The following is a 25,913-nucleotide window of genomic DNA, read 5'->3' as shown; positions in this document are numbered from 1 at the left end:
GTTGACGAGCGTTTCACGATACAGGGGGGACCTCGAAGCTGGACGGCTAGAGTAGCATACGCCGCATAGCGTTGGATTCGTCGAGTGTTGAAGGTGCGAGTCTATTACGTTAGTGACGTCGCTAAGGTATGGCGTTATTGCCGAAATCGCAATAACTTGGTCCTTGGCGGGCGAACCGACGTGGCGTTATTGCCGAAATCGCAATAACACGGCCCTCTGGGAGCGACTCGCGGCGGAATTCATGAGATTGAATTACAAGAGGAGGGGATCGCTCATGCAAGACAATGGCATCCGCAAAGAGCCGTTCGAGCTGGCTTTGGGAGAAGACCTTGTCGTTCGCGGCGAGGTCAGGGCGTTGGATGGCTCAGGAAGAAGGCCGGTTCTGATCATGGCCCACGGCTTCAAGGGGTTTAAGGATTGGGGGTTCATCCCTTATGCGGCGGAGAGCTTCGCACGCGCCGGTTACCTCGTCATCACCTTTAACTTCTCGCTTAACGGCGTGAAGGAGACCGATTACGACGAGTTGGAGAAGTTCGGCTATAACACGTTCAGCCAGGAGCAGGCCGACTTGTCGGCGATCGTCGACGCGCTGCGGGCGGGCGAGCTGCCTCTCCCCGACCGCGTTCTCCCCGAGGAGCTCTTCTTGCTCGGGTTCAGCCGGGGCGCGGCGGCCACGGACCTGTATGCCGCCGCGCATCCGGAAGTGAAGGGCATCGTCTCCTGGAACGGGAACGCGGTCTGCTACCTGTTCCCGGAAGAGTTCCGGGAGAAGGTGCTGCGCGAGGGCATCGGCTACGTGCACGATCCGCGAACGGGCAACCAAATGCCGATCCGTGCCGGCTTGTTCGAGGATCTCGACCGGAATAAGGAGCGTTACCACATCCTAGACCAGATGGGCAAGCTGCGGCTTCCGGCTCTGTTCGTCCAAGGAGAGCGGGATTCGGAGCAAATATTAAGAGGAAGCCGACAGCTGCGCGATGCGGCGCCTCATCAGCGCCATGTCCTCGTGGCAGGCGCAGACCATGCTTTCAACACGACCCATCCTTTCTTGGGGGCGTCGACCGAGCTGGATCAAGCGATCTCCATCACGGCGCAATTCCTGAAGGAGTGCCGGGAAGGGGAGTTCCGCGCTTAAGAAGAGAAGCCCGCCGGCGCCGGCGGGCTTCATCGTCGATGAGAGGCGGTTATCGAATTCAGAGGCGGCTGCCGATCCCTAGGCGCTTCGCCTCCCGAAGGTAGAATGCCGCCAGGGCGATGTCGAATGCGGCCATTCCCATCGGGTTGAAGAAGACCGGCTCCTCCGGCGGGAAGGCCTCAAGCCCGCGCGTCCAGACGATCTGCTTCAGCGTCAAGACGTCCTTCTCTTCCAGGCCGTGCAGCAGATGGAGCTGCTCGATATCCGTATTCTCCCGGCATACCTCCCGCCAATCGTCGACCACGATCGCCTTCAATCCGCTGACGCTCTCCGGCTGATAATCCCGAAGACTGACATTGAGCAGCAAGGTGCCGGGACGAGGAGGCTCATCGATGTAGCGTGCCGAAGAGGCGGTGCAGGTAAGGAAGACATCCGAGTGGTCGTAGACTTCTCTCCAGTCCGAGCAGATTCGGACCCGGCGCTGCAGCTCCCGCGGCAGCTTGCTCCGCTGGATGCCCCGCAGGTCGTAGGCCCGAATCTCCTCGAGCCGATCGCCGTAGAGCGAATGAAGCATCAGCAGATGCGTGATGCCGATCGGTCCGGCTCCGATGATTCCGGCACGGAAATCCGGCTTCGAGCTGCGCTCCAGATAGGCATCCAGCATCAGGCTGCTCACCGCCGCCGTACGGATGGCGCTTAGCCGGTCGCTGCGGATGAAAGCGATCGGGGCGCCGGTGGACGGATCGTTCATGATCAGCGTGTTGTGGGCGCGAGGCAGCCCGCGCTCCAGATTGCCGGGGAAGCTCGCGATCCACTTGATGCCGCTGGCTTCGATCTCTCCTCCGACGAAGGCGGGCATGGCGATGATGCGGTTCCGCGGGTCGCGGAATCGAAGGTAAGGCTTCAGCGGCTGAACGACCTCGGAAGTGCCTTGAAGCCGGAGGACGGCCTCGACTTGTTCCTGCAGCTCGCGCCAAGGAGTGCCGATCCGGGTGATATGGCGATCGTTCAAGTGGATCACGGCTTAGCCTCACCGCCGGAGCCGGAACCCGAGCCGAAGCCCCTGCTCGAATCCCTGCTCAAACCCAAGCTCGAACCCAAGCTCAAATCCCTGCTCGAATCCCTGTGCGAGTCCAAGCGCGAGTCCAAGCCGGGGCCCGCGACGGAGCGAGTCGGCACCGCAAGCGAGGCAACCCATTCATCGCTGTAGACCGTGTCCCAATAGCGGTCGCCCCGGTCGACCAGAATGGCTGCGCATACGGAGCCTGCTGGGATTTTGTCTTGCATGAGCCGGATGGCTTCCAGCACTCCGCCGGAGGAAGCGCCGGCCAGGATCGATTCCGTGCGAAGCAGGTCGCGGCATCCGCGGACGCAGGCAAGATCGTCGACGTAGACGACCCGGTCGACAAGCTCGCTGCGAAGCTGCTGCGGAACGATCGCGGCGCCCAGTCCGGGCAGCCGTCTAGAAGCTCGTCCATCGCCGCCGAAAATGACGCTCCCGACCGCATCCACGGCAATCACCTTCGTTGGAAGGCCGTCGTCGCGGATTCTCTCGGAGCAGCCGCGGATCGTGCCGCAGGTGCTGACCCCGCAGAATAGATAATCGACTTGGCCGAGCGCCTGCCGGATCTCCGGCATCGTCGTTTCGTAATGGGCGAGGTAGTTGTCAGGGTTGCCGTATTGGTTCGTCCAGTAGCTGTCCGGAATCTCGGAGAGCAGCTCCTTTACCCGCCGGATCCGGGCCGGAAGATATTCCCCGGTCTCAGGATCCGGCTTGTCGATCCATTCGACCCGCGCGCCGAGGCTGCGGATCAGTCTCAGATGATAGGACGTCGTGCGGGAATCCAGCACGCAGATGAAGGGCAGCCCCAAGCAGCCGCAGATCTGGGCCAGGCTGACCGCGAGGTTGCCGGAGCTGGATTCGATGATCGTCGTCCCGGGGCCGACCTCTCCGCGTTTGACCGCTTGTTTGAGCATGTGGAGAGCCGGACGGTCTTTGGCGCTGCCTCCCGGATTCGTCATCTCCAGCTTGCCGTATACCTGAAAAGGAGCATCCTTGAACATTCTCTTGAGAGGAACTAACGGAGTTCGGCCTATCGTGGCGAGTACGCCTTCGTTCAGATCCACCGCGTCATGCACCTCAATTGTAATAGATCTTCTTGTGTTTGATCGAGCTTCCTTCCAGGGAAGCCCCCTCTTCCAGACGCAGCACCTGAAGCTCTTCCAGCAGCCGGTTTCGCACCATTCTCCCGATCTCGGGAATTCGATCCTGCAGGTCTTGGGAGATCGCGCGGAGCTTCTCTTCTCCGGGATTCTCGCCCCCGATATGAATGCGGAGCCGGTTGTCGGCCACTTCGACGCGAACGATGGTCTGGCCGATATGGCGGAAGACGACTTCCTCGATGTCGAAGACGCTGATCTTCTCCCCGTGCTTCAGCTCCGGCCCCAGCCTTCTAACGAGAGCTTGGAAGCTCTGGCGCCAGACGCCGTCCACCAGGATAGGGCGGAAATCCCGCACGACGTCGTAAGTGACGTAGCGCATGGCGGGGAACATCTCGCGAACCGTCGCGGTGAGGACCAGGACGGACTCATCTTCATCCAATGCAGCGGCATTCCCGCGGGAAGGCATGGGAATATCCCGCACTCCTTCGGCCTCGAGCCCTTCGGCAATCAAGTATCTTCCGTGTTCATGCGAGAAATAAGCGATCGTGCCGATCTCGATGGAACCGTAAGTGTCCATCACATCGGTCGTACGAATGCCCAGACGTTCGGCCGATCTTGCGATCCAGGAGGGAGCCGCGGCCTCGCCGACCAGAATCACTTTGCGAATCCCGAAGCGCGTCGGATCGTCCGCCGCCTGAAGCAAGCTGTCCAGGATGGACGGCATCGTGTACAGGACATGGGGACGCATGGAAAGCAGCCTCTCCAGATGCATCTCCACCGGCAAGCGGAAGGAGATGGCTTCGGCTTGCAGGCCGATGCGGGCGAAGATCTCGGGAGCCGTGTCCGCGGCATGCCCGGTACCCATATCGGACAGGGCCGTGCGAACGCTCGAGCCTCCCAGGAATCGTCCGAAAATTCGGCTCTTGATTCGCGCGTAGGCGAGTTCGTCTTCCTCGGAATAATAGATGGCTTTGCGCAGGCCGGAGCTCGTGCCGGACGTCCGGTAGCAGCGAAGCCCCGGATGCCTGCTAAGCGGCTGATGAGGGGTATAGTAGTGCTTCTCCAACCATTCGGCCGTCATGAGGGGCAGATCGCTTAGAGTAAGGACTTCCTCTCCGGCTTTCAGGCAGCCGTGCTGTTTCATCGCCGTCTCGTACCAAGGGAAGGTACGGATCGTCTGATGGATCTTGCGCTTAAGCTCAATTGCGTCCAATTCTCGATACCCTCCGCCAACTGAGACATTGTTCAAGCCTTTTAACATTTTATGAGCCTAAAGCTTATTGGTTCTGGGCCGGCCTTAGGTGCTTGCCCTTGCAGCTTGGGGAAATCGCCATATGGTAAGGAGACGGTAATCAAAATAAGGCGCGTGAAGGGGAGGATTCCATGGGGACGAAACCGGGTGCCAGAAGCAAATGGGCGAAGACCCAGTGTATTGTTGGCGTTCCGCGGCTGGCGGCCCACGTTCCGGAGACTCGCATCATGAGCGAAGCTTCGCTAAGGGCGATGCTGGGAAAATACGGGATGGTGTACGTGAAGCCGGATATCGGCGCTCGCGGGGTCGGCGTCATGAAGGTGGAGAAGCTGGACAAAGGGTATTTCGTTCATTACGGCACGGTGCGCAAGAAACTGGCGACCTTCGAAAGCGCGTTTAGGTGGATAAAGAACAACCGCAAGAAACGGGTGTATCTGGTTCAGAGAGGGATTCGTATGGTTCGCCTCGGCAACCGTCCCATCGATTACCGGGTGATGATCCAGCGCAATGAGAAAAGAAAGTGGGAAGTGACGGGCAGTCTCGCCCGAGTAGCGCATCCGGGGAAAGCGGTGACGAACGGAAGCCAGGGAGGCACGATCTATCCATCCCGAACGATGCTCGACCGAATAGCCGGGAGCCGAAGGGGGGCGGCCATTCTCGGGGAGTTCCGGGGGTTGGCCCATCTGTCCGCCAGACGGTTGGCGAAGGTCTATCCCAAGCTTAACGAGCTGGGGTTGGATATCGCCATGGACAACCAAAATAGGAGCTGGATCCTGGAGATCAACACGGCCCCCGACGCGAAGCCGTTCGTGCTGCTGGACGACCAATCGATGATCAAGCGAATCGTGAAGCTGGGCAAGAGATACGGAAGAATCTATGACCTGACCATCCGCAAGGCGAAGAAAGGATAAACGACGAACGCCAATGCCGCTCGGGAGGCATTGGCGTTCGTTTCTATTCCAAGGGGGGCGATGAGGTTAACGACCGGATCTGGCTCGTGACGGCCGCTCGCTGTTTCCCTAATTCCCGCACCGCGCGATAGAGCTGTTTCTGGCCTGCGGGGCTCTCGTCTTCGCGGGCCAGGTCGTAAAGACTCAGCATCAGGCGGTTGATCGCATCGAATCGGTCCCAGAGCTTCTGAAGGATCAGAACGTTCACGAGCAGCCGGATCGCTTCTTCCTTCTGATTGAGGGTATCCAGGATTTGCTCTTGCCATGCCGAGTCGCCGATTTGGAGCGCGTGATTGTATAAATCCAGATGATCGTTTATCCAATCGTCGGCCGCTTGCCGATGAAGGGCATCCATCTCCGTCTCTCCCTCCGTCAAAACTTTACCTAGTATTATACTATGAATTACTGGGATATCAAGGCGAGGAAGGAACATTTTGGCCCCGGCCCGGCTTGTCGCATGGGTTGACATATTCATTGAGAACGATTATCATCAACATAATGCAAGATGTTGAGAAGCATTTTCAATGTCCGAAGGCAGGCATTGCTACATAAATGCGATAACGAGGAGAGATCTTATGTCTCGTCTGAATACGAATCAACTGTCGTTGGGATATGGAAGCCGGAGAATCGTGGAGGAGCTGAACCTGTCGATCCCCGACGGGAAGATCACGGCCCTGGTGGGCTCCAACGGCTCGGGCAAATCCACCATTCTGAAGTCGATGGCCCGGATCCTGAATCCCCTGAGCGGCGGAGTCTATCTCGACGGCAAGGAGATTCACCGCCAGCCGACGAAGGAAGTGGCGAAGCAGCTGGCCATTCTGCCGCAGAACCCGACTTCGCCGGACGGGCTGACGGTAAGAGAGCTCGTCTCGTTCGGACGGTATCCGCATCAGAAGGGATTCGGTAGCTTGAAGTCGGAAGACCTGCGCATGGTCGAATGGGCCATGGAAGCGACCGGAATGCTCGCGTTCGCGGACCGGCCGGTCGACCAGCTGTCGGGCGGGCAGCGCCAACGGGCGTGGATCGCCATGGCCGTCGCCCAAGGCACGGAAGTGCTGCTGCTCGACGAACCGACGACTTTCCTCGATATGGCGCATCAGATCGAAGTCATGATGCTGTTGGAGAAGCTGAACAAGGAGCAGAAGCGCACGATCATCATGGTCGTCCACGACTTGAACCATGCCGCCCGCTACGCCCAGCACATGGTCGCCTTGAAGCAAGGCTCCGTGCGGTACGAAGGCGATCCGGTCGAGGTCATGACTCCGGAGATGCTCCGCGTCGTCTTCGGAATCGACGCCGACGTCATTCCGGATCCCCGCTCGGGCACGCCGATGTGCTTGCCTTACGGATTGGCTCACGAAGCGCAGGCCGAAGCGGCGTCCGGCGCCGCCGCCGGCTCGGAAGCGCCTGCTGCGATTCCGCATGCCGAGCCCGTAGGAGCCGCAGGCTGACCGAACCGAACTCCATCAACCTGGGTCAACCCCAGTCCATACCAGTCAACTCCGGTCAGCCGAGATCAACCTCGGTGAACCGCGAACCTCATCGGCGGGCATCCTTCACCATCCGCCGCAACAGGCAGCAACGTTCAGAACCTGGCTCCCTTCCGGTACTCCCGAGGGGACTGCCTGGTTATTTTTTTGAACATCTTGCCGAAGTGGGAGAAGTTGTCGAAGCCGCAGGAAGCCGCGATCCCGGCGATCGGGAGATCGGTTTCCTTCAACTGCCTCTGCGCTTCCTTCACTCGGGTAAGCAGCAGATAGTCGGAGAACGTGAAGCCGGTCACCTCGCGGAAGGAACGGCTTAGATGATAGGGGCTAATATAGAAATCGGCGGCGATCTCCCCTAGCTTAACGGGCTCGTCGTAGTGCTCGTTCAAGTAACGGACGATCTCGAAGATCTTGGCGTGCTTGGGGGAAGTGTCGCCGTCCAGCCCGATGTGGGCGTTCTCCCGGAGGCTCCGCGAGGTCGCCAGCAGAAGCTCGGTGACGGCGGCCGGCGGAACCAGCTCGTAGCCCGCGGGCTTCAGGCGGATCTCGCCCAGCAGCCGGCGAATGACCGTATCCGCGCTGCGGAGCTCGGAGCGGGGAAGACGGATGACGGGGCTCGCCTGACGGAAGGGCTCCAGAAGCAGCGCGGAATTGGAGCCGGCGACACCTTCCAAGTAGGCATCGGTGAAGTGAATGACGATCCTCTCGTGCTCGGGAGCGAGCGGTCCCTGAAGCGTCTTGTGCACGACGGACTTGTCGATGAAGACGAGATCGCCTTGCTCCACCCGGAAGGTACGATCCTTCACGAAGTAAACCCGGCTTCCGGAGAGCAGGTAATAAATCTCGTAATAGGAATGGAAGTGATCGATCGACATCGTATAAGGCTCGGATCGCTTCACGTATTCGACGTAGAGGCTGCTAGTGCTTCCATAGCTGAACGCTTCGATCGACATGAGCGGGTCTCTCCTTGGCAATGCGCAAGATATGCGGGGTTTAAGGCAATTATGGCATGATTTTAGCAGAATTATAGCATTACCATGCATTAGAATAAAGCCATATTCCCATTCCCGAAGGACAGGAGACCTGAGCATGCAATCGCAAGCGAAGAGAAAATACGTATTGGTAGGCACGGGCGGACGTGCCGAATTCTTCTATGGAGCCATCGCCACCCATTACCGGGATACCTCCGACCTGCTCGCATTCTGCGACATCAATCAGACGCGCATGGATTACGCGAACAAGCGGCTTGTAGAAGCTTACGATTACAAGGCCGTTGCCACCTACCCTTCCGACCGGTTCGACCGCATGATCGAAGAACAGCGTCCGGACGCGGTCATCGTGACCAGCGTCGACCGGACTCACCATACGTACATCATCCGCGCGCTTGAGCTCGGCTGCGACGTCATCACCGAGAAGCCGATGACGGTGGACGAGAAGAAGTGCCAGGGAATCCTGGACGCGGTGGAGCGCACGGGACGCAGCGTCCGCGTCACCTTCAACTACCGTTACGCCCCCCACCATACGAAAGCGAGAGAGCTTATTGCTTCCGGCGCTATCGGCAAGGTGACGTCGGTTCACTTCGAGTGGCTGCTCAACACCCAGCACGGAGCGGATTACTTCCGCCGCTGGCATCGCGACAAGCGGAACAGCGGAGGGCTGCTCGTTCACAAGTCCACCCACCATTTCGACCTGGTCAACTTCTGGATCGCTTCCCAGCCGGAATCGGTGTTCGCCTTCGGGGACCTGCTGTTCTACGGCAGAGAGAATGCCGAACAGCGCGGCGTCACGAAGTTCTACGAGCGCGCGACCGGCAATCCTCTCGCGAAGGATGATCCGTTCGCTCTCCACCTGGATTCGAACGAACACCTGAAGGCGATGTACCTCGACGCCGAGCACGAGGACGGCTACCGCCGCGACCAGAGCGTCTTCGGCGACGGCATCAACATCGAAGACACGATGGGCGTTATCGTCCGTTATAAGAATCAAGCGATCTTGACCTATTCGCTGACGGCGTACGCTCCATGGGAAGGCTACCGCATCGCCTTCAACGGCACGAAGGGCCGCATCGAGATGCAAGTCGTCGAACAGTCCTACGTGAACTCCGGCGGGGACAAAGCGGACGAGGGAGCGATTCTGGGCGCGCAGATCAAGGTACTCCCGATGTTCGGCGCTCCCTATATCGCGAATGTCGAAGAAGGCGTCGGCGGCCACGGAGGAGGCGATCCCGTACTCCTTAACGACCTGTTCGGCACGCCGGTCCCGGATCCGTTCCATCGTGCGGCGAACCATGTCGACGGGGCTCGCTCGATTCTGACGGGAATCGCGGCGAACCGTTCCATCCGCACCGGCCAAGCTGTACAAATCGACGATCTCGTGCGATTCTATCGGTAGGAGGCGATGGGGATGAGACCCTTTCTGAACGAGAACTTCCTGCTGTCCAACGAGACGGCCGAGAAGCTCTATCACGAATACGCGGCGAATCAACCGATTATCGATTATCATTGCCATCTGAACCAAGCGGACATTCTGGCGAATCGCTCCTACGACAACCTGGCGCAAGTATGGCTGTACGGGGACCACTACAAGTGGAGAGCGATGCGCGCGAACGGAGTCGAGGAGAAGTACGTGACAGGAGGCGAGGGAGTCAGCGACTACGATCGGTTCCTGGCCTGGGCGAAGACCGTTCCGGCGACGATCGGCAATCCGCTGTACCATTGGTCTCACCTGGAGCTGAGGCGTTACTTCGGAATCGAGGAGCTGCTGAACGAGAAGAACGCGCCGATGATCTGGGAGAAGGCGAACGCCAAGCTTCGGCAGCCGGAAGGCTTCCGGGTGCGCGACTTCATCGTGCGCTCCGGGGTCGAGGTCATCTGCACGACGGACGACCCGGCCGACACGTTGGAGGATCACCTGAAGATCCGGGATCTGCCGGACTTCCACGTCAAAGTGCTGCCTTCCTATCGTCCCGACAAGGCGCTCGAGATCACCCGGCCAACGTTCCTTCCTTGGCTGGAGCGGTTGGAGACCGTTACGGGCTCCGGACTTGCCGGCTACGACGAGCTGCTTCATGCCTTGGAAGCGCGAGCTCGGTTCTTCCATGACGCAGGCTGCCGAGTATCCGACCATGCGCTCGATGTCGCGGTCTACGAGGAAGCGACGAAGGAGGAAGCGGCGGCCGTTTATGCCAAGGCGAGAGCCGGGGAGACCATCAGTCCTTCCGAAGAGCGCAAGTACAAGACGTACACGATGCTGTTCCTCGGCCGCATCTATGCTCGTCTCGGCTGGTCGATGCAGCTGCACATGAACGCTTCCCGGAACAACAACTCCCGAATGTTCGCGAAGCTCGGTCCGGATACCGGCTACGACTCGATCGGGGACAGCAACGTCGGCACGGCGCTCGTGCCGTTGCTCGACGCTCTGGAGCGGGAAGATCGACTGCCTCGAACGATCGTCTATTCGCTGAACCCGACGCACCTCTCCGTGCTAGGGTCCGCGATCGGAAGCTTCCAAGGCGGGGGCATCCCGGGGAAAATGCAGCTGGGCTCGGCGTGGTGGTTCAACGATACGAAGGACGGCATGCTGGAGCAGCTCCGGGCGCTGGCCAACCTCGGCGTGCTTGGACGATTCGTCGGCATGCTGACCGACTCGCGCAGCTTCCTCTCCTACACGAGGCACGAATACTTCCGCCGCATTCTGTGCAATCTGGTGGGAGAATGGGCGGAGAACGGAGAGGCGCCGCTCGACATGGAGCTGTTGGGCGGACTCGTTCAGGATATCTCTTATCGCAATGCGAAGGAATATTTCCAATTCTAACGATAGGTTGTCCATTTGGGCCGATCGAACAGGCTTTTAGCTGTTCGATCGGCCTTTTTGCCGGCATCCGGTGACGACATCGTGAATAAGGCAAATAAAAATTGTCGACAATCGACATAAATAGCGCTATAATAAAGAACGTAACAAACCAACATAAAGCCGATCGCATGAAGCATCCGCGGTCGACTTCCCATTCTATTAACGAGTAGAGAGGAAGGAAATAAAATGAGCAATCGTTTTGCTTCTAAAGTTGTCGTCATTACGGGCGCCGGTTCCGGTCTGGGACGCGCAACCGCCCTGGAATTGGCCAAGGAAGGCGCCAAGCTGTCGCTGATCGACCTGAATGAAGCGTCTCTCGTCGAGACCCAGAATCAAATCAAGGCGGTCGCTCCGAACGCCGAGCTCCTCCTCCTTACGGCCGACGTCTCGAACGAAGAGGCCGTTAAGCAATACGTGGAAGACAGCGTCAAGAAGTTCGGCCGCATCGACGGCTTCTACAACAACGCGGGCATCGAGGGCAAGCAGGCTCCGACAGCCGAGTACGACAGCAACGTGTTCGACAAGGTTATCGACATCAACCTGAAGGGCGTCTTCTACGGCATGAAGTACGTGCTGCCGGTCATGAAGGAACAGCAATCCGGCGCCATCGTCAACGTCGCTTCCGTCGGAGGCATCCGCGCCGTTCATAACCAAGCCGCATACGTGGCGAGCAAGCACGCGGTAGCCGGCATGACGAAGAACGCCGCCATCGAATACGGCCAATACAACCTGAGCATCAACGCCATCGCTCCGGGCGCTATCATGACGGACATGGTCGTCGGATCGCTGAAGCAAATCGGCGGCGAAGACGGCTGGGAAGAAGCGGGCAAGGCATTCGTCAGCGTCAATCCGAAGAAGCGCTTCGGCAAGCCGGAAGAAGTCGGCCGTCTGGTTGCCTTCCTCCTCTCGGGCGAATCCGAATTCATCAACGGCGTCGTCATTCCGATCGACGGCGGCCAATCCAACCAATATTAATTCCAAGCAATAGAAAGAAGGCTATCCGATCGCTCCTCGAGGAGTAGACCGGATAGCCTTCTTTCTTTACGGATCGGGGATCCGAACCTTACGCCACTGCCGCGGTATCGGAAGTGACTTTGTTGTACGTTTCATCGCTCATCACTCGACGTGCGCCGAGATAACGCTTCGCGTAGTACTTCTCATCGAGGTCGGAGATCGTGACGCCCTTGGAAGCCGCGTGCGCGAACTTGTTATCGCCGACATACACACCGACATGAGAGACGCCGCTGCCGCTGGTATTGAAGAACACCAGGTCGCCAGCTCTCAGGTCGCTCTTGGCTACTTTATCGCCCAGCGCGTACTGTTGGCTAGACGAATGCGGAAGAGTCATACCGAGCTTCTTGAACACGTAGGCCGTGAAGCCGGAGCAATCGAAGCCGCTCGTGGTCGTTCCTCCGTAATCGTAGTCGATGCCAATCAGCTTGCTGACTTCGCCATCCAGTTTAGACTCCGCCGAAGCGCTGCCAACCTGGAAAGCAAGCAATAAAGCAAGTCCCATAAAGATTGCAGAAAACTTCTTGCGCAAAACAGGTGACTCCTTCCAAAGCCTACGAGGTTAGCTGGAGGGTTCGGTTGAAGGTTCCCTATGATCCCTGTGTAGCGAGATCAATTCACCCAGAATACTGGTTCCCCCGTTTCCCTTGTGCGCGGGAATTCGGCAATTTTTTGCACTGAGGTTAATATATTCGGGTTTCTGGTCCGATTTTCCTGCTTCTCAAAGATTAGAAAACCTTAATGATAGCTAGAACCGCACGAATAAGCGCGGACAAGCCTCCTTATTCGGCGGACTCTGTCGTCCGCTCGATAAGGAGGCTTGGCTCAAAAGCTAGGATTTTAGGAAAATCAGGAGGAGATCTCGCTTCTCCATACCTCGTATTGCGAGGCGGCCGTCCAGAGAGAGAGCAGCGAGCGAACGAGCTGGAACGCTTGATGCAGAACGATGGCGGCGAACCCGGTCCACAGCAGGGTCGTCGAGGTCAAGAGGAGCGACGCGAGCAGGCCGAGCCCGACCAGGATCAGCGAGACGGCCAGCAGCGGAAGCGCCCGCCGGCAAGCTTGGAGCAGCCCGTTCAGGATGGAGCCGTCCGCGGCCGAGCTGAACTGCATGAATTGAAACAGCAGATGAATGGCGAAGCTCCATACGATCCAGACCAGAGCGTAGGGGAGAAGCTCTTGAAGCCAAGCGCCAGCAGTCATCGCCTTCAGGTAGGAAGAATAGAGCTTCGGGACAAGCCAGACGAGCGGAACGATCGTCAGAAGCGTCTCTATCCAATAGAGAAGAGTGACTCCGCGCCAGGAGCGCCGCATTCCGGCCATCACCTTAGTGCCCTGCGAATCCTCCGAATGGCAGAACGAATAGAAGAGTCCGGCATTGATAAGGGGGGTGACGATCATTCGGATCAGGAACATCCCGGCAAGCATGGCGAGCGCTCCGTAGGAGAGATCGGTCTTGAACAGCCGGAATTGCGCTTCGATGAAGAAGAGGCGCACGGCCTCCGGATTCGGGAGATCGTTCGGATATCGGGCCAGCACGGGAGAGACGATGGAGTCGATGAAGCGATACAGGAAGAATCCCCAGAGGAGCCGGTACAGGAATAGGACGATGAGGACGTATTTGTGCTTGAGGGTCATCGTCCAGCCTTGCAGCAGATAGTTGCGCATCGCTCTCACCTCACCATGCCAATGTGCCTAGCAGGCCTTCGACGATTGTCGAGAAGCCGATATTCAAGCGCGTTCTTTTCTTCTCCGGGATCTCCGCCTTCAGGTAATTGTTGAATCGCAGGTTATCCAGGACGACGGACATGGACGGGTCGATCGCCGCGTAGGAGAGCGGAGAGCCGTGCTTCAACTGCAGAGTGGCGTGCTTCTGCTGTCCGTCCCAGGTCTGGCGGACCGTCTGTCCGTCCTCGAACCGGAACAGGACCCCAACGGGCTGGGCGCTGCCCCCGTTTCTCCGAACCACCACGGTCGTCACGTAACCGCCTCCGTCTTGAGGGACGGAATGGATGGATTCGACCGCGAAGTCGGCCATCTGCCCTTGATAGACGTACGCTTGGAAAAAGTCGCCCCACTTGTCTTTGGTGACCGACTCGACGACCTTCTGGAAGTCGGCGGAGGATGGGTGCTTGAACTTGTACTTCTGGAAGTAAGTTCGGAGGATTCGGTTCATCGTTTTGTCTCCGACCTGCTTCTCCATCGCTTTGAGAACCAGCTTGGCCCGCATGTAGACGTTCTCCGCGTACCGCTCCGAGCCGCTGTAGCGCCATGAATCCAGCTTGAGCGGTTCGGGATGGGTCATGTAGCTGGCCTCAACCGTCGTGCTCGGCGATACGCCGTAGATAGAGGACATCAGCTTATCCTCGGAATAAGAGGTAAAGCCTTCGTCCAGCCACGCCTCCTCGAATTCGTTGGAAGCGACCATGCCGTACCAGTACTGATGCGCGATCTCGTGAACGAGCGTCCTCTCCAGGTCGTACCCCGGCTTGTCGCTCTTCGCAGCCGCGGCCGTCACTAGCGTCGGGTATTCCATGCCGCCGGCGCCGTTCGCATCGGCCGGAGGAACGACGACCGACAGCGTGGAGTACGGATAATCCCCGTACCATTCGCCGAGCTTGGCCAGCGCGGACTTCGCGGCGTGCATGTATCTCTCGGCGAGGTCTTTGTGCAGAGGGTCGATGTAAAGCTTGATGCGTACCCCGGGAACCCCCGCCGAAGAGAACGTGTCCTCCACGAATTCGAAGTTCGGCGAAGCGGCCCATCCGAAGTCGTGAACGTCATCCGCGTAGAATTGGTATACCTTGCGGCCTTCGGAGATGACGGCGGGCTTCGTCTGGAAGCCGGTCGCGGCGACCTTGTCTTTCTCCGGGACGTTGATGCTCACGCTGTAGATGCCGAAGTCGGAGTAGAACTCCGAGTCGCCGTGGTACTGGTGGGCGTTCCAGCCCTCCGTCGTTCTTCCGCGCGTGCCGACCGTCTCGTAGGCGGCGACCTTGGGGAACCACTGACCGGCCATCACGAAGTCTCCGGCCTTGCCCATCCGGGCGAACACCTGCGGCAGCTTCACGGTGTAGGTCATGCTCAGCGTAATGCTTTTACCCGGCTTGACCGAATGAGGAAGCAGCAAGGTCGCCAGCGTCTTGTCCGACCTATTGCCGTCGTCGGGCTGCACGTAATGGAGCCGGGGGAGCAGCGTCTCTCCTTCTTCGGTCGTCAAGGAATTGAGCGTCATCGAACCGTAGCTGCCGGCTTGCATCTTGTCGCCGCGCAGCTGGCCTCCCGATTCCTTCAGGAAGGTGCTGCCGGGGGAGAACGCATTCGGGTAGAGATGAAGATAGAGGTCGGACACCTCCTTGCGGCCGGGATTCTTCCAGGTGATGGTCTGCTGGGCGTTCAATGTCCCGTCATCCCCCAGAGTGACGGAGATGTGGTACTCCGACACGCGATTGCTTAGCACGGTGGCCGTAGGCGCCAACGGAACATCGGCATTGGGTTCGGATGCGGGAACGGTGAGCGACTCGCCAATGACGGGCAAGCCTTGCGGCGTCGTGTCCGCGGGCAAGACATATTGGCCGGCCCAAGCGTCCGCGAATCCGAATTTGAAGGAGCTGACTAACAATGCAGCGGAGACCGCTAGGACAAGCATGCGGTACATACGACGATGGGGCATACGGTTAACCCTCCCGTTGACAAGCGTCTAGGGCATGTATATGTTGGTTGTCCGACGATTATATCTGCGGGTTTGAACAAGCAGGGGCTTAGCCGGCTGAAAACAAAAAACCAGCTAATGTTTGTCAAGCTTTGACGTCTTGGTCTTAGGAAAAAACCTTGTTATAATTCTGTACATGCCAAATAACCTCCGTTGGCTCGGAGGATGTTGGTTAAATATGGATTATGCGGTGTAGGGCGTGCCCTTCTTCAAGATGGCGTATATGTGATGCAATAGCTTGTTGGCGCAAGCAATCACCGTCACCTTGTAGGGCTTGCCCTCTTGTCTTTTCTTATCGTAGTACGCTCGTAGCCTTTCGTTCGTACTTCCTCTTATACCGCATTGTACAGCCAAATACAGTGCGCGTCGTAGCCGTTTAGAGCCGCGTTTGGTGATGCGAGTGCTGGACGCTACGAATTGACCTGAACTATGCACACTCGGATCCAGCCCTGCGTAGGCAACTAACTGTTTTGGATCTTCAAACTGCTTTGCATCCCCAATCTCCGCTATTAGCGAAGCAGCTAGCTTATCCCCGATGCCTGGAATCGTCTTTAGCAACTCCACTTCCGGAATCTCCTTCGCCTCTTCTTGGATTCTCATCTCCAGTCGGGTCAACTGTTCTTGTTGAGCAAGCAGGATCTCCACCATAAACAACAATGCTGCCCTTTGAGCGGCGCTTTGCTTCTGAGGGAGCCGCAGGTTTTGGATTTGCCCTACTTTCGATTGAATCCATGCTTTCCCGTGCGAACTGCCTGCTGTTTCGCGCACTACTTCCTCCGTTACGACAGCCCCCTGAAGCATATGAAGGAGCACACGCAACGAAGTCTTGGAAAACAGGTCATGAAACACGCCTTCATATGCCGGGCAAACTTGATCCAATAACGCTCTCGCGTTCAATTTCGACTGCACGAATTGAGCCGTCATAAACTCATGCTGCCTCGTCAAGTGTTGCATCTCTGTTATTCGATCTTCCCAACTTCGGTGAGGCTTTACATCGCCACGATAGTACATCTCAGCCAAATGCCAGGCGTCTGCCGCATCCGTTTTAACTTTGCGTAACTGTGCGCTTTTTGAGCGTTTGGACAACAAGGGATTTAGGATAAAATACTCAATATTCATCTGCTGCAAATAGGCTACAACCACCCGATGGTAATGTCCGGTTGCTTCCAAAATAACAACGGGCTTGATATCTGTTTGCTCTTCTAACTGACGAATGATATGGTCTAGCCTTTCAAGTCCACCGGCATGTCGAATGGTTTCCGGTTTCCCGTACGCCTCACCACGCTTCGTGAACGCTTGTAATACGCTAAATCCTTTCGCAACATCCAATCCGATAACCGGTTCCATGTCAGCTCCTCCTGATGTAAATCTAGCCGGCAATCCCACGATGGTTCCAAACCCATAGCTTCGCTTGTGATACGAGGTCAATTGCCCCAACCAGCTCAAACATGGTCATTGGAGGTAGTGGGAGAACAGTTTTTAGTACGGGATCGATGTCCCTAAAAGCCCGACGTTCTCCCGGCTACCGCCATCATAGAACGACCACAAAAATAGGCCAACCAGAAATCTCTGGCTGACCTAATAATACGAAAAGCCCGCCCAACCGCCGCAAGGCCAGTTAAAGCGAGCTTGTTCTTAGAGAAACGGTTCGATCTTGCGAGCCTCTTCCTTCAGGATCGTGTACATCCCTTCCGCATCTTCCTTCTTGGCCGAGTCCGCCGTCCGCTCGATTCTTACGGTCAGAGTCTTCTGGCCGAATTCGATCTCGAGCGTATCGCCGGCTTTGACGACGCTGCCCGGCTTGGCTTCCCTTCCGTTGAGAAGGACGCGCCCTTGATCGGACACGTCCTTCGCAACGGTGCGGCGCTTGATGAGACGCGACACCTTCAGGTATTTATCGAGACGCATCTATTACTTAACAGCGTCCTTAAGCTTGTTGCCGGCTTTGAATGCTGGAACCTTGGAAGCTGCGATTTCGATCGTCTTGCCCGTTTGCGGGTTGCGGCCTACGCGGCCGGAACGGCTGCGAGTTTCGAACGTGCCGAAGCCGATCAGTTGAACCTTGTCGCCCTTGGAAAGCGCGTCGGAAACTTCGCCCAGGAAGCCGTTCAGAACGGATTCTACGTCCTTCTTAGTCAATCCGCTCTTCTCGGCGATGTTGTTGATCAGGTCTGTCTTGTTCATAAATAAAATTCCTCCCAAAAAAGTTGATTTAGATGTTGGTCCGAACGCCTCTGGGCGTAAGGAATTTCAGGTTGCAGTAACACGATGAATAGTATTCTGTTCTCTGTTAAAAAAATCCTGCCTCGCTCGCAAAAAAAATCGCGAAATATGAAGAAATGCCTAGAATTGTGTGGAATCCACGCCAAGAAGCCGCCTAAAAAGCGTTCTAGTTAAGGCTTTTGGCCTGCTGCCACCATTCTTCCATCTCTTGTAAATCAGTCTCGTCAAAGGAACGTCCTCTTATACGTAATTGCTCCTCGATATATTGAAAACGGGAGGAAAATTTGCGATTGGTTCCGGCAAGGGCTTCCTCCGGGTCAATCTTGAGGAAACGAGAGATGTTCGCCACCGCGAACAGCAGATCCCCCAACTCTTCCTTCTGACGATCATGCGATTCGCTAGAGATGGCTTTCTTCAGCTCGGCCAGCTCCTCGTCCACCTTCTCGAAGACGCCCGTCAGATCGGGCCAATCGAAGCCGACTCCGGCTGCCTTCTTCTGAAGCTTATACGACCTCGGAAGGGCAGGCAGATCCTTCGGAATGCCGTCCAGCTTGGATTGCCGCTCGGCGACTCCCTTGCGCCTCTTCTCCTCCGCCTTCATCGCTTCCCAATTGCGAAGCGCCTCTTCGGCGTCCTGGGCGTTCTCTCCGCCGAAGACATGAGGATGCCGGAAGATCAGCTTGTCGTTCAGCTCCGCCAGAACGTCGAAGACATCGAACGAGCCGACCTCTTCTTCCATCTGGCTGTGGAGCAGCACTTGAAGGAGGACATCGCCGAACTCTTCCTTCATGTTGTCCGGATCGTCGTTGTCGATCGCTTCGATCGCTTCGTAGGTCTCCTCCACGAAGTTCTTGCGGATCGAGCCGTGTGTCTGCTCACGGTCCCAAGGACAGCCCTCCGGGCTGCGAAGGATCGCGACGATCTCGTGCAGCCGCTCGAACGAATGACGGCGCAGGCCGGCATCTTCGCTTGCGGGTACGTAAACGAGCGTCAGGTTTCCGTAGTCCTCCAGCCGATCCAGCTCGTGCAGCGGAATTCGATGAATCCTCTCCTCGCCGGGAACGCCGAGCGATTGCCCGACGACGACCGGATGCTCGTCCGGATAGACGGCCATCAGGCTCAGCTTCACGTCGGATGCGGTGAATTCGTCATAGACCTGGCCGATCAAGGTATGGAGCTGCGGCCGCAGGTGCTCGCGGCGAAGCTCGGAAGCGTCGAGAAGCTGGAAGCCCTCGATCGGATCGAAGCCCAGCCGAACGAACGCTTGATCGAGGAAGCTCTCCCCGCCCAGAATCTCAAGGGCGATGCCGCGCTCCTGCGCCCTGCCGCGCAGAAGCTGCACCGTTCGCTCGGCGACCATCGGGTGGCCCGGAACGGCATAGATGATTGTAGCGGATCGATGCTCTTCTGCCAAGTCCAGCAGCTTGCCCGCGATCGCTTCATACACTTCTTCGAAGCCGTTCAGGCTCTCGTAGAGGGAGTCGAACGACTCGAAAGAAAGGCCGCGGGCCGCGAGATCGGCGATGGCCGGATGCTCGGCGGTGCGGGCGAAGCGGAAGGAAGAACTCTCCAGCTTCTTCAGAATGCCGAGCGTCAATTGATCTTCGCCGCCGGAGCCGAGCCCGACGATCGTAATGGAGGGGGACATCGTCCATCATCCTTCCCGGTTGAACTGGAATCGACAAGCATGCTTGCAACAAACGCCCTTATGGGCGGCTTATGCGTTATATCGCGAAACGCTGGCCAGTCGCGGCTACAGAGGCTGCTGCGGTCGAAGCCGCCTCAGCCAGCGGTCCAGCCGCGAGCCCTCGCCGCAGCCGGGGAGCGCCCGCCAGTCGCGCGGAGCCGCGGCGCCGAAGGCGACGAGCGCCGCCGCGAAGACGAGAGCGCCTGCCGCGATGCACGGCAGCGCGGTCAGGAGCGCGGCGACGCGAGGCCCAAGGCCGCGCGTCAGGGCGTCGAGCAGCGCCGCGAGCAAGGCGACGGCCGCCGCCATGGCGCCGAGCGCCAGCGCAAGGCGCGCGCCGGAGCGCGAGGCGGTTCCGGCGACGGCCGGGCGCGGCGGCATGCGGCGGCGCAGCGCGAGCGCGTTCAGCAGCGCGGCCGAGCCGTAGGCGGCCAGCGCGGCGATGGCGGCGCCGTCTATGCCCAGGCTGGGCGCGAGCAGCGCGTTGAGCGCCGCCTTGACGAGCATGGCCGCCGCCAGGTGGACGGCGGGCGAGCGAAGGTCGCCGAGCCCTTGCAGCAGCGAGGCGCTGACCGCCTGGAGCGTGCCGCCCAAGGCCGCGAAAGCCAGAATCGCCATGGCCGCGGTGCCGTGAGCATCGGCGAACAAGGCGATGTTGATCGGCCCGGCCAAGAGAGCGAGCCCGACGGCGGCCGCTCCGCCGAACCACCAGCCGAGCCGAAGGGCGAATGCCGCCTGCTCCCGCTGGCCGGCCAGGTCGCCTCGCGTCCGGGCCGCCGTCAACGCGGGCACGAGCGCTCCGGCCGCGCCGCCCGCCGCCATGACGATCAGCTGCAGCAGAGCGATGCCCCGATTGTACTCGCCGAAGGAGGCCATCGCCTCCGCAGCCGTCGCGCCCGCGTGCTGAAGCAGGCGCGGCAGCGTGAAGGCGTCGATCAGCCCGAACAGCGGCGCGACGATCGAACCGGCCGCAACCGGCAGCGCGACCGCCACAATTCGGCGAAGCAGCGCCGAGCGGGATTCCGGCTCGAATGTCTTGGGCGCGTCGGGTTCGACCCTAGGCGCTCCCTCCTTCCGATCCCTAAGGCTCATCGCCAGCATCGCCGCAAGCCCGGCCGCCCCGCCGACCGCGAGCCCTCCGTGAACCGCAGCGGCCGTCGCGCCCGGCGACCAGGAGCTGTCTATCGCCCACAGAAGGGCGATGAGCATGAACGCGACGCGGGCCGTCTGCTCGGAGAGCTGCGATACGGCCGGAGCGAGCATCCGCATCCGCCCTTGCGAATAACCGCGGAGTGCCGCGGTCATCGGAGCGAACAGCAGCGCCAGCGAGGACGTGCGGATCGCTTGAGCCGCGTCGCCGACGCCCATCCACCTCGCGAACGCATCCGCCCCCAGCATCAGGATCGCGAACGCGAGAAGTCCGCTAACGGTCAGAACGCCCAGGGAATACCGGAGCACGCGCCGCGCTCCGTCCTCGTTGCCTGCCGCCGACCGTTCCGCGACAAGCACGGACACGGCGACGGGGACCCCCGCCGAAGCCAGCGTCATCCACATCACGGCGAGCGAGTAAACGGCGCTGTAGAGACCGAAGACCTGATCGCCGGCAAGGTTCTGCAGCGGGATCTTCTGGAACGTGCCGATCACCTTCGAGAGCAGGGCGGCTCCTCCCAAGAGAGCCGCGCCCTGCCACAGGGCGGAGCCCCCTCCTTCGGATTTCCTCCTAACCGTCTTCATGGCGCATTCCTTTCCCCGGCATCAAACGCAACGATTGGCGCAAAGATTGGTTAACCATCCATGAAGCATTATAGCATATTCCGCGCGAAGGCTCGTCCCGGCCCCTTCCTGCCTCGATCCGGCCGTCCTCTCGACGACCGAATCCATAAGAAAAAGCTCCGCCGCCATGGGAACGTTCACGATCGTTCCGCCGCCGGGAAGCTTTTATTTTCGATCAAGCGAAACTTGCTAAGAGAGAACGTCCTATTGTTCCATTTGCTTAGCCAGGAAGCCGGCGGCCGTCTCGACCATCTTGCTCTCGAGCTCGCCCATCTTCACGTTGTCTTCCTTGCTGATCAGAAGAACCGTGCCGATTGGGTCTCCGCCCGCCACGATCGGAGCCATCGCGAACGAGCTGAACATCTCGGCGTTGTCGCGTTGGATCTCGTAGCTGCCCGACTGCGATTCGACGATGATTTTACGGTTGTCCATGCAATTCTCCAGCATGCCGCCGACCGGCTTGTCCAGGTACTCTTTCTTGGAGGCGCCAGCCACGGCAATGAAGGTATCCCGGTCCGAGATGATCGCAATGTGGCCCGTGCTCTCGTGCAGCGATTCGGCATACTCCTTCGCGAAGTCGCCTAGTTCTCCAATCGGCGAATACTTCTTGAGAATGACTTCTCCGTCTCGATCCACGAAGATCTCGAGCGGATCCCCTTCGCGAATGCGGAGCGTGCGGCGAATTTCCTTTGGAATAACGACCCGACCGAGGTCATCAATGCGACGTACTATCCCGGTTGCTTTCATAGCTCGTGTTGCCCCACTTTCTTGGATGTAATAAACCTTGGAATCAGCCTGCCGCTTGAGACTTCTGGCTTGCGTTAGGCTTGTATGACGAACCGTTGTCCATTGGTTAGAAAGGTGACCTTGAACTTGGGCATAGTATTCAACCCCTCCCAATTTCTTATGCGCTTGCCCACCGATGGAGATTATCGTCAGCCGAACTTGGCAACCCTGAATGGCGCGTTTTTCTAGCGGGCCGAGCGAAGGCCGAGTTCCCGTTCCATTATTTGTAGTATCTGCTCGAGACAGCCGTCCTTCCGGCGGAATCGCTCGGCTCCGGCCCTCTTCTCAGCAGCTTCCAGATAAGCTGCGCCGCATCCCGGACGTTGCGCGGCCGGGAATGACCGACTCCCTGAAGCAGGCGGAAAGGCCTTGCCAGCCGGGGCAGATGCAGCGACGCTTCTTCGATGAGCCCGTCGTCGAACAGCAATTCCGCCGAACCGCTGGCCAGCAGGCGTCCGTCCTTAAGCAGCAGCACGACATCGGCCCATTCCGCCGCGAAGTCCACGTCATGAGTAGCCACCATGATCGTCATGCCCATCAAGTGCATGCTCTCCAGCAGAGCCTGCAGCTCATCTCGGCCCCTCGGATCGAGAAAAGACATCGGTTCGTCCAGAATGAGGAGCTCCGGCATCATGGCCAGCACCCCGGCAATGGCTACTCTGCGCTTCTGCCCATAGCTCAATTCGAACGGCGAGCGATCCCGATGCTCCCTCATTCCGACGGAGCCCAGCGCTCTGTCAACTCGTTCCATAATTACTTCGCGGGGCATTCCCAAATTCAGGGGGCCGAAGGCGACATCCTCCTCTACCGTGGTCGAGAAGATCTGGTCGTCGGGATCCTGATAGACGACGCCCACTCTGCCGCGAAGGCGACTACGGCTGCGCTCCGTCATCGGCTCCCCGAACATTCGGAGCTCGCCGCCGGCCGCTCCCTCCAGCCCGTTCAAGATCGAGATCAAGGTCGACTTGCCCGCTCCGTTCGGACCCATCAGCGCCACCTTGGCTCCGGCCGGAATGTCGAAGGAGATCCCGTCCAACGCCCGATAATCCCCGTATGAATAAGATAATCCGCGGGCTTCGACAAGATTGCCGCCCATTCCCCTTTTTCCCGTTCCGCCGACTTCTCTCCCTCCCATGGATGGTAAGCCTCCCCCTCTGGCCGTCATGGCGGCATAGATCCGCTCGCTGCGATGATAAGCCCGCAAGAACAGCGCGCCGACGAACTGCCCGAACCGCCGATACGTTCTCCCGGTCCAGAACCGCCGTTCCAGCATCAGCCCCCGGGAACGCTGCGCTCGGAGCATGGACGACGCCTCTTCTCTCAACAGGATAAAATAGCGCATGGTCATCATAACGATATCGAGGAGCAGCGCGGGAACCCCGAACCGCCGCAGCGTACGGAGCAGCGCGAACAATGGCGTAACGGCAAGAAGATAAGTGATCAACAGGTTGGCGCAGCCCAGCTTGAGCAGCAAGAGGACCGCCCGGTCGATCCCTTCGCGGGTAGCGGTAATCCCGAAGCCTTCCCAGACGACATGCCCCGGCAGCTGAAAAGGAACCAAAAGCGCCGTTCCGGCCCCGAAAGGAAGCAACAGCAGGATTCGGCGAAGAAGGAGAAGCCATGGAATTCGGCATATGCGAATGGCGACGAGAAGCAGCGCACTCAGAACGAGCAGCGGCCATGGACGAGACATGGCGACAACGACAAAAAGAGAGAGAATGACGACTCCGAACCGCAGGGAGGGCCGTCTGATCAGCGGCCGCACCCCATCCGGCTCATGAAGCGTCAGGATCGTCGGTCCGGCCATTCGAGGGCTCCTCTCCGCGCGCGATCAGCTTCATGGCTCCATAGAGCAATAGGAAAAGCAGTACGGCCCCGCCCGCTCCCGCAACAGCCGCCTTCAAGAGCGGCGACGCGATTCCCGGCATCTCGTAGCCGGACAGCCAAGCGGTCCATCCGCGTCCCGTCTCCTTCGCCGCGAAGCCGTGGTCCTCCGCGACGCGGTTCAAGCCGTCCGGCTTGCCGGAAGCGAAGAGGGAGAGCAAGCCTCCGGCGAGCAGCGCCGCCAGGCCGAATAGGAGCCATCTGCCCTTCTTGGCGGTAAGCCGCCGTCCGACCCTTCTTCCTTCGGTGGCGGTTCCTTGCTCCAGTTGGCTCATCGCAGCACCGTCCCCTCAGCCAGGGCCGGTTCCGAGACGGCGCCGCGAGCGGGTCTTGCCGGAAAGGCTTGGCGCTCCGTCAGGTAAGAGACCGCCAGCATCGTAATGAGACCTTCTCCGATGCCGATAAGGCTATGCCAGCCGACCATCGCCCGCAGGGCGAGTCCGAGCGGAATCGTGCCCGACCATGCGAGCAGCAGGGCGACGCCCGCGGCGGCCGCGACGATGGAGCACCAGGCGGAGAAGAAGACGACCGCCTTGCTTCCCCTGCCGCGCAGCAGCATCCCGCCGGCACGGTAAACGCCATAGCCGACGTAAGAACCGATGACCCCCGTACATAGAATGTTCGCGCCCAGCGCCGTCAGTCCGCCGTCCTGGAACACCAGCGCCTGAACGATCAGAACCGCCGCCATCAGGATAACCGCTATTCGGGGGCCGAACAGAATGGCCGCCATCGCGCCGCCGAGGAAGTGCCCCGATGTCGCTCCCGCAACCGGGAAGTTCAGCATCTGGGCCGCGAAGACGAACGCTCCCGTCAGGGCGATCTTGGGCACCAGCTTCGCGTTCAATGCCCCTTCGGAACGGCTGAGCGCGTAACCGAGCGCGACCGCCGCCGCGGCTCCGGTCGCCGCGCACGCCTTAACGTCCAGAAATCCGTCCGGAATGTGCATGTTTCCCGCCTCCCAGCTTGTTATGGTGAAGCATCGTGGCCAGCACGTCGAGAATCGCGCGCGCGGCGAGGAGCGCGGTCTGGTCCCCGAGATCGCAGGAGGGCGCCACATGGGCTACCTCCATGCCGACAAGCCCTTCTCGCGCGACCAGCTCCATGAGCCGAAGAGCTTCCCGGGGCAGGAAGCCTCCCGGCTCCGCCCCTCGCGCTCCCGGGGCGAAGCCGCTGTCCACCGAGTCGAGGTCGAAGCTCAAGTAGACGGCGCTCGCTCCCTTCCAGGCGATCTCCAACGCCATCTCCGCGACCTTCTCGATACCGAGCTCATCGACGTCATGGATCGTCAGGACGTTAGTCCCTCTCTCTTCGCTGACATGAATGCCGGCATGAGGAACCTGCCAAGTACCGATGCCGATCTGGACCAGGTTGCCGGGCGGAGCGTTCGGAATATGCGTCGCATGGAACCAGGGAGTCGTATGCATGCGCTCGTCCCGTTCGCTCGCTTCGATGTTGAGATGGCGGTCTAGGTGAATGATGCCGACGTTGCCTTCGACGTTCTCCGCAATTCCCCGAATGCAAGGGTACCCGATGGAATGGTCCCCCCCGAGGATGATCGGCATCGTTCCGCATCGCATCAACCGGGAGACGGCATCGGTTATCGTGTCGAAGCTCGTCTGAACGCTGTCGCAGACCGCCATGTCCCCGATATCGCATAAGCGGAGCCGCTCTCTTAAGTCGATGCCGGTCCGATAGTGGAAGGGCTGATAAAGCTCCGATACCTTGCGGATCGCGAGCGGCCCCAGCCTCGTTCCGGTCCGGACCGAATGGCCGAGATCGAACGGCGCTCCGACGATCGCGGCGTCATATTCGGCAATGCGGTTCCAATCCCGCTCGATTGGCGCTCCCAAGAAAGCAGGCTTGCCCTCTCTTCCGGAGGTCTCCTCCCCGATTCCGAGAAGATCGCCATTCTTCGGCTCCGAGAGGCTTCCCGTCCGCCTCCATTCCCTTCCGTGATCGCCCATGAAGCCCATCCCGCTCCGCCTCTCTCCTCAAGAA

24 protein-coding genes and 1 riboswitch are annotated in these 25,913 nt (G+C 59.3%); of the genes, 6 read left to right on the top strand and 18 right to left on the bottom strand.

What is annotated here, in order from left to right; translation table 11 throughout:
- The first annotated feature begins 274 nt into the window (after window positions 1-274).
- Window positions 275-1,135, top strand: a complete 861-nt coding sequence (locus ELR57_RS09070; RefSeq protein ID WP_126958716.1) for an alpha/beta hydrolase family protein — start codon at window positions 275-277, stop codon at window positions 1,133-1,135.
- Between the two features lie 58 nt (window positions 1,136-1,193).
- On the opposite strand, the gene ELR57_RS09065 is transcribed toward ELR57_RS09070, so the two are convergent.
- From ELR57_RS09065 to ELR57_RS09055, 3 genes are read right to left on the bottom strand one after another with little or no spacing between them, the layout of a single operon-like run.
- Window positions 1,194-2,156 (bottom strand): 2,3-diaminopropionate biosynthesis protein SbnB, encoded by a 963-nt coding sequence (locus ELR57_RS09065; protein ID WP_126958715.1) that lies wholly within the window; start codon window positions 2,154-2,156, stop codon window positions 1,194-1,196.
- Complete coding sequence (gene sbnA, locus ELR57_RS09060; RefSeq protein ID WP_202866405.1) at window positions 2,153-3,262, bottom strand: 2,3-diaminopropionate biosynthesis protein SbnA; 1,110 nt, start codon at window positions 3,260-3,262, stop codon at window positions 2,153-2,155. The genes ELR57_RS09065 and sbnA overlap by 4 nt, the downstream gene beginning before the upstream one ends.
- A gap of 13 nt (window positions 3,263-3,275) precedes the next feature.
- Window positions 3,276-4,511 (bottom strand): phenylacetate--CoA ligase family protein, encoded by a 1,236-nt coding sequence (locus ELR57_RS09055; RefSeq protein WP_238162464.1) that lies wholly within the window; start codon window positions 4,509-4,511, stop codon window positions 3,276-3,278.
- Between the two features lie 170 nt (window positions 4,512-4,681).
- On the opposite strand from ELR57_RS09055, the gene ELR57_RS09050 reads away from it, so the two are divergent.
- Entirely contained in the window at window positions 4,682-5,461 is a 780-nt protein-coding gene (locus ELR57_RS09050) for a YheC/YheD family protein (protein WP_126958713.1), read from the top strand.
- Between the two features lie 43 nt (window positions 5,462-5,504).
- Here the strand turns inward: ELR57_RS09050 and ELR57_RS09045 are convergent, their stop codons facing one another.
- Window positions 5,505-5,855 carry a hypothetical protein gene (locus tag ELR57_RS09045; protein WP_126958712.1) on the bottom strand — a complete coding sequence of 117 codons (351 nt, stop codon included), beginning with the start codon at window positions 5,853-5,855 and terminating at the stop codon, window positions 5,505-5,507.
- A 220-nt stretch (window positions 5,856-6,075) separates the two neighbouring features.
- Between ELR57_RS09045 and ELR57_RS09040 the strand changes: the two genes are divergently transcribed.
- Complete coding sequence (locus ELR57_RS09040) at window positions 6,076-6,951, top strand: ABC transporter ATP-binding protein (RefSeq protein ID WP_126958711.1); 876 nt, start codon at window positions 6,076-6,078, stop codon at window positions 6,949-6,951.
- 134 nt (window positions 6,952-7,085) lie between these two features.
- Here ELR57_RS09040 and ELR57_RS09035 read toward each other — a convergent pair whose 3' ends face one another.
- Window positions 7,086-7,940 (bottom strand): AraC family transcriptional regulator, encoded by an 855-nt coding sequence (locus ELR57_RS09035; RefSeq protein WP_158629971.1) that lies wholly within the window; start codon window positions 7,938-7,940, stop codon window positions 7,086-7,088.
- A 136-nt stretch (window positions 7,941-8,076) separates the two neighbouring features.
- Here ELR57_RS09035 and ELR57_RS09030 point away from each other — a divergent pair, with 136 nt between their 5' ends.
- From ELR57_RS09030 to ELR57_RS09020, 3 genes are all read left to right on the top strand, one after another.
- Entirely contained in the window at window positions 8,077-9,378 is a 1,302-nt protein-coding gene (locus ELR57_RS09030) for a Gfo/Idh/MocA family protein (RefSeq protein ID WP_126958709.1), read from the top strand.
- A 12-nt stretch (window positions 9,379-9,390) separates the two neighbouring features.
- Window positions 9,391-10,800 carry a glucuronate isomerase gene (uxaC, locus tag ELR57_RS09025; RefSeq protein WP_126958708.1) on the top strand — a complete coding sequence of 470 codons (1,410 nt, stop codon included), beginning with the start codon at window positions 9,391-9,393 and terminating at the stop codon, window positions 10,798-10,800.
- 225 nt (window positions 10,801-11,025) lie between these two features.
- Window positions 11,026-11,814, top strand: a complete 789-nt coding sequence (locus ELR57_RS09020; protein WP_126958707.1) for a glucose 1-dehydrogenase — start codon at window positions 11,026-11,028, stop codon at window positions 11,812-11,814.
- An 88-nt stretch (window positions 11,815-11,902) separates the two neighbouring features.
- Here ELR57_RS09020 and ELR57_RS09015 read toward each other — a convergent pair whose 3' ends face one another.
- The 13 genes from ELR57_RS09015 to ELR57_RS08955 form a co-directional block, all read right to left on the bottom strand.
- A complete protein-coding gene (locus ELR57_RS09015) occupies window positions 11,903-12,382 on the bottom strand; it encodes a C40 family peptidase (RefSeq protein ID WP_126958706.1) in 480 nt (159 codons plus the stop codon).
- Window positions 12,383-12,386: 4 nt separating this feature from the next.
- Window positions 12,387-12,527, bottom strand: a riboswitch (cyclic di-AMP (ydaO/yuaA leader).
- 172 nt (window positions 12,528-12,699) lie between these two features.
- Complete coding sequence (locus ELR57_RS09010) at window positions 12,700-13,518, bottom strand: hypothetical protein (RefSeq protein WP_126958705.1); 819 nt, start codon at window positions 13,516-13,518, stop codon at window positions 12,700-12,702.
- A 10-nt stretch (window positions 13,519-13,528) separates the two neighbouring features.
- Window positions 13,529-15,523 carry a M1 family metallopeptidase gene (locus ELR57_RS09005; protein ID WP_126958704.1) on the bottom strand — a complete coding sequence of 665 codons (1,995 nt, stop codon included), beginning with the start codon at window positions 15,521-15,523 and terminating at the stop codon, window positions 13,529-13,531.
- A 222-nt stretch (window positions 15,524-15,745) separates the two neighbouring features.
- The gene (locus ELR57_RS09000; protein ID WP_126958703.1) at window positions 15,746-16,909 is read right to left on the bottom strand and encodes an IS110 family RNA-guided transposase; all 1,164 of its coding nucleotides are present in this window, start codon (window positions 16,907-16,909) and stop codon (window positions 15,746-15,748) included.
- Between the two features lie 288 nt (window positions 16,910-17,197).
- Window positions 17,198-17,470, bottom strand: a complete 273-nt coding sequence (locus tag ELR57_RS08995) for an RNA-binding S4 domain-containing protein (RefSeq protein ID WP_126958702.1) — start codon at window positions 17,468-17,470, stop codon at window positions 17,198-17,200.
- Window positions 17,471-17,473: 3 nt separating this feature from the next.
- Window positions 17,474-17,746: an HU family DNA-binding protein gene (locus tag ELR57_RS08990; protein ID WP_126958701.1), complete on the bottom strand. Its 273-nt coding sequence runs from the start codon at window positions 17,744-17,746 to the stop codon at window positions 17,474-17,476.
- Between the two features lie 205 nt (window positions 17,747-17,951).
- Window positions 17,952-19,433: a bifunctional methyltransferase/pyrophosphohydrolase YabN gene (gene yabN / locus ELR57_RS08985; RefSeq protein ID WP_126958700.1), complete on the bottom strand. Its 1,482-nt coding sequence runs from the start codon at window positions 19,431-19,433 to the stop codon at window positions 17,952-17,954.
- 105 nt (window positions 19,434-19,538) lie between these two features.
- Window positions 19,539-21,206, bottom strand: a complete 1,668-nt coding sequence (locus ELR57_RS08980) for a polysaccharide biosynthesis protein (RefSeq protein ID WP_126958699.1) — start codon at window positions 21,204-21,206, stop codon at window positions 19,539-19,541.
- Between the two features lie 243 nt (window positions 21,207-21,449).
- Entirely contained in the window at window positions 21,450-21,992 is a 543-nt protein-coding gene (gene spoVT, locus ELR57_RS08975) for a stage V sporulation protein T (protein WP_126958698.1), read from the bottom strand.
- A 259-nt stretch (window positions 21,993-22,251) separates the two neighbouring features.
- A complete protein-coding gene (gene cbiQ, locus ELR57_RS08970; RefSeq protein ID WP_126958697.1) occupies window positions 22,252-23,838 on the bottom strand; it encodes a cobalt ECF transporter T component CbiQ in 1,587 nt (528 codons plus the stop codon).
- The gene (locus ELR57_RS08965) at window positions 23,807-24,190 is read right to left on the bottom strand and encodes a PDGLE domain-containing protein (RefSeq protein WP_126958696.1); all 384 of its coding nucleotides are present in this window, start codon (window positions 24,188-24,190) and stop codon (window positions 23,807-23,809) included. The genes cbiQ and ELR57_RS08965 overlap by 32 nt, the downstream gene beginning before the upstream one ends.
- Window positions 24,187-24,861 (bottom strand): energy-coupling factor ABC transporter permease, encoded by a 675-nt coding sequence (locus ELR57_RS08960; RefSeq protein WP_126958695.1) that lies wholly within the window; start codon window positions 24,859-24,861, stop codon window positions 24,187-24,189. The genes ELR57_RS08965 and ELR57_RS08960 overlap by 4 nt, the downstream gene beginning before the upstream one ends.
- Window positions 24,830-25,879 carry an agmatinase family protein gene (locus ELR57_RS08955; RefSeq protein WP_238162463.1) on the bottom strand — a complete coding sequence of 350 codons (1,050 nt, stop codon included), beginning with the start codon at window positions 25,877-25,879 and terminating at the stop codon, window positions 24,830-24,832. Before ELR57_RS08955 ends, ELR57_RS08960 begins: the two co-directional genes overlap by 32 nt.
- Window positions 25,880-25,913: the final 34 nt, after the last annotated feature.

This window comes from Cohnella sp. AR92, assembly GCF_003990975.1.
In the GTDB taxonomy this organism is placed as follows: domain Bacteria; phylum Bacillota; class Bacilli; order Paenibacillales; family Paenibacillaceae; genus Cohnella.
This window is presented reverse-complemented; position numbering and strand designations above follow the sequence as displayed.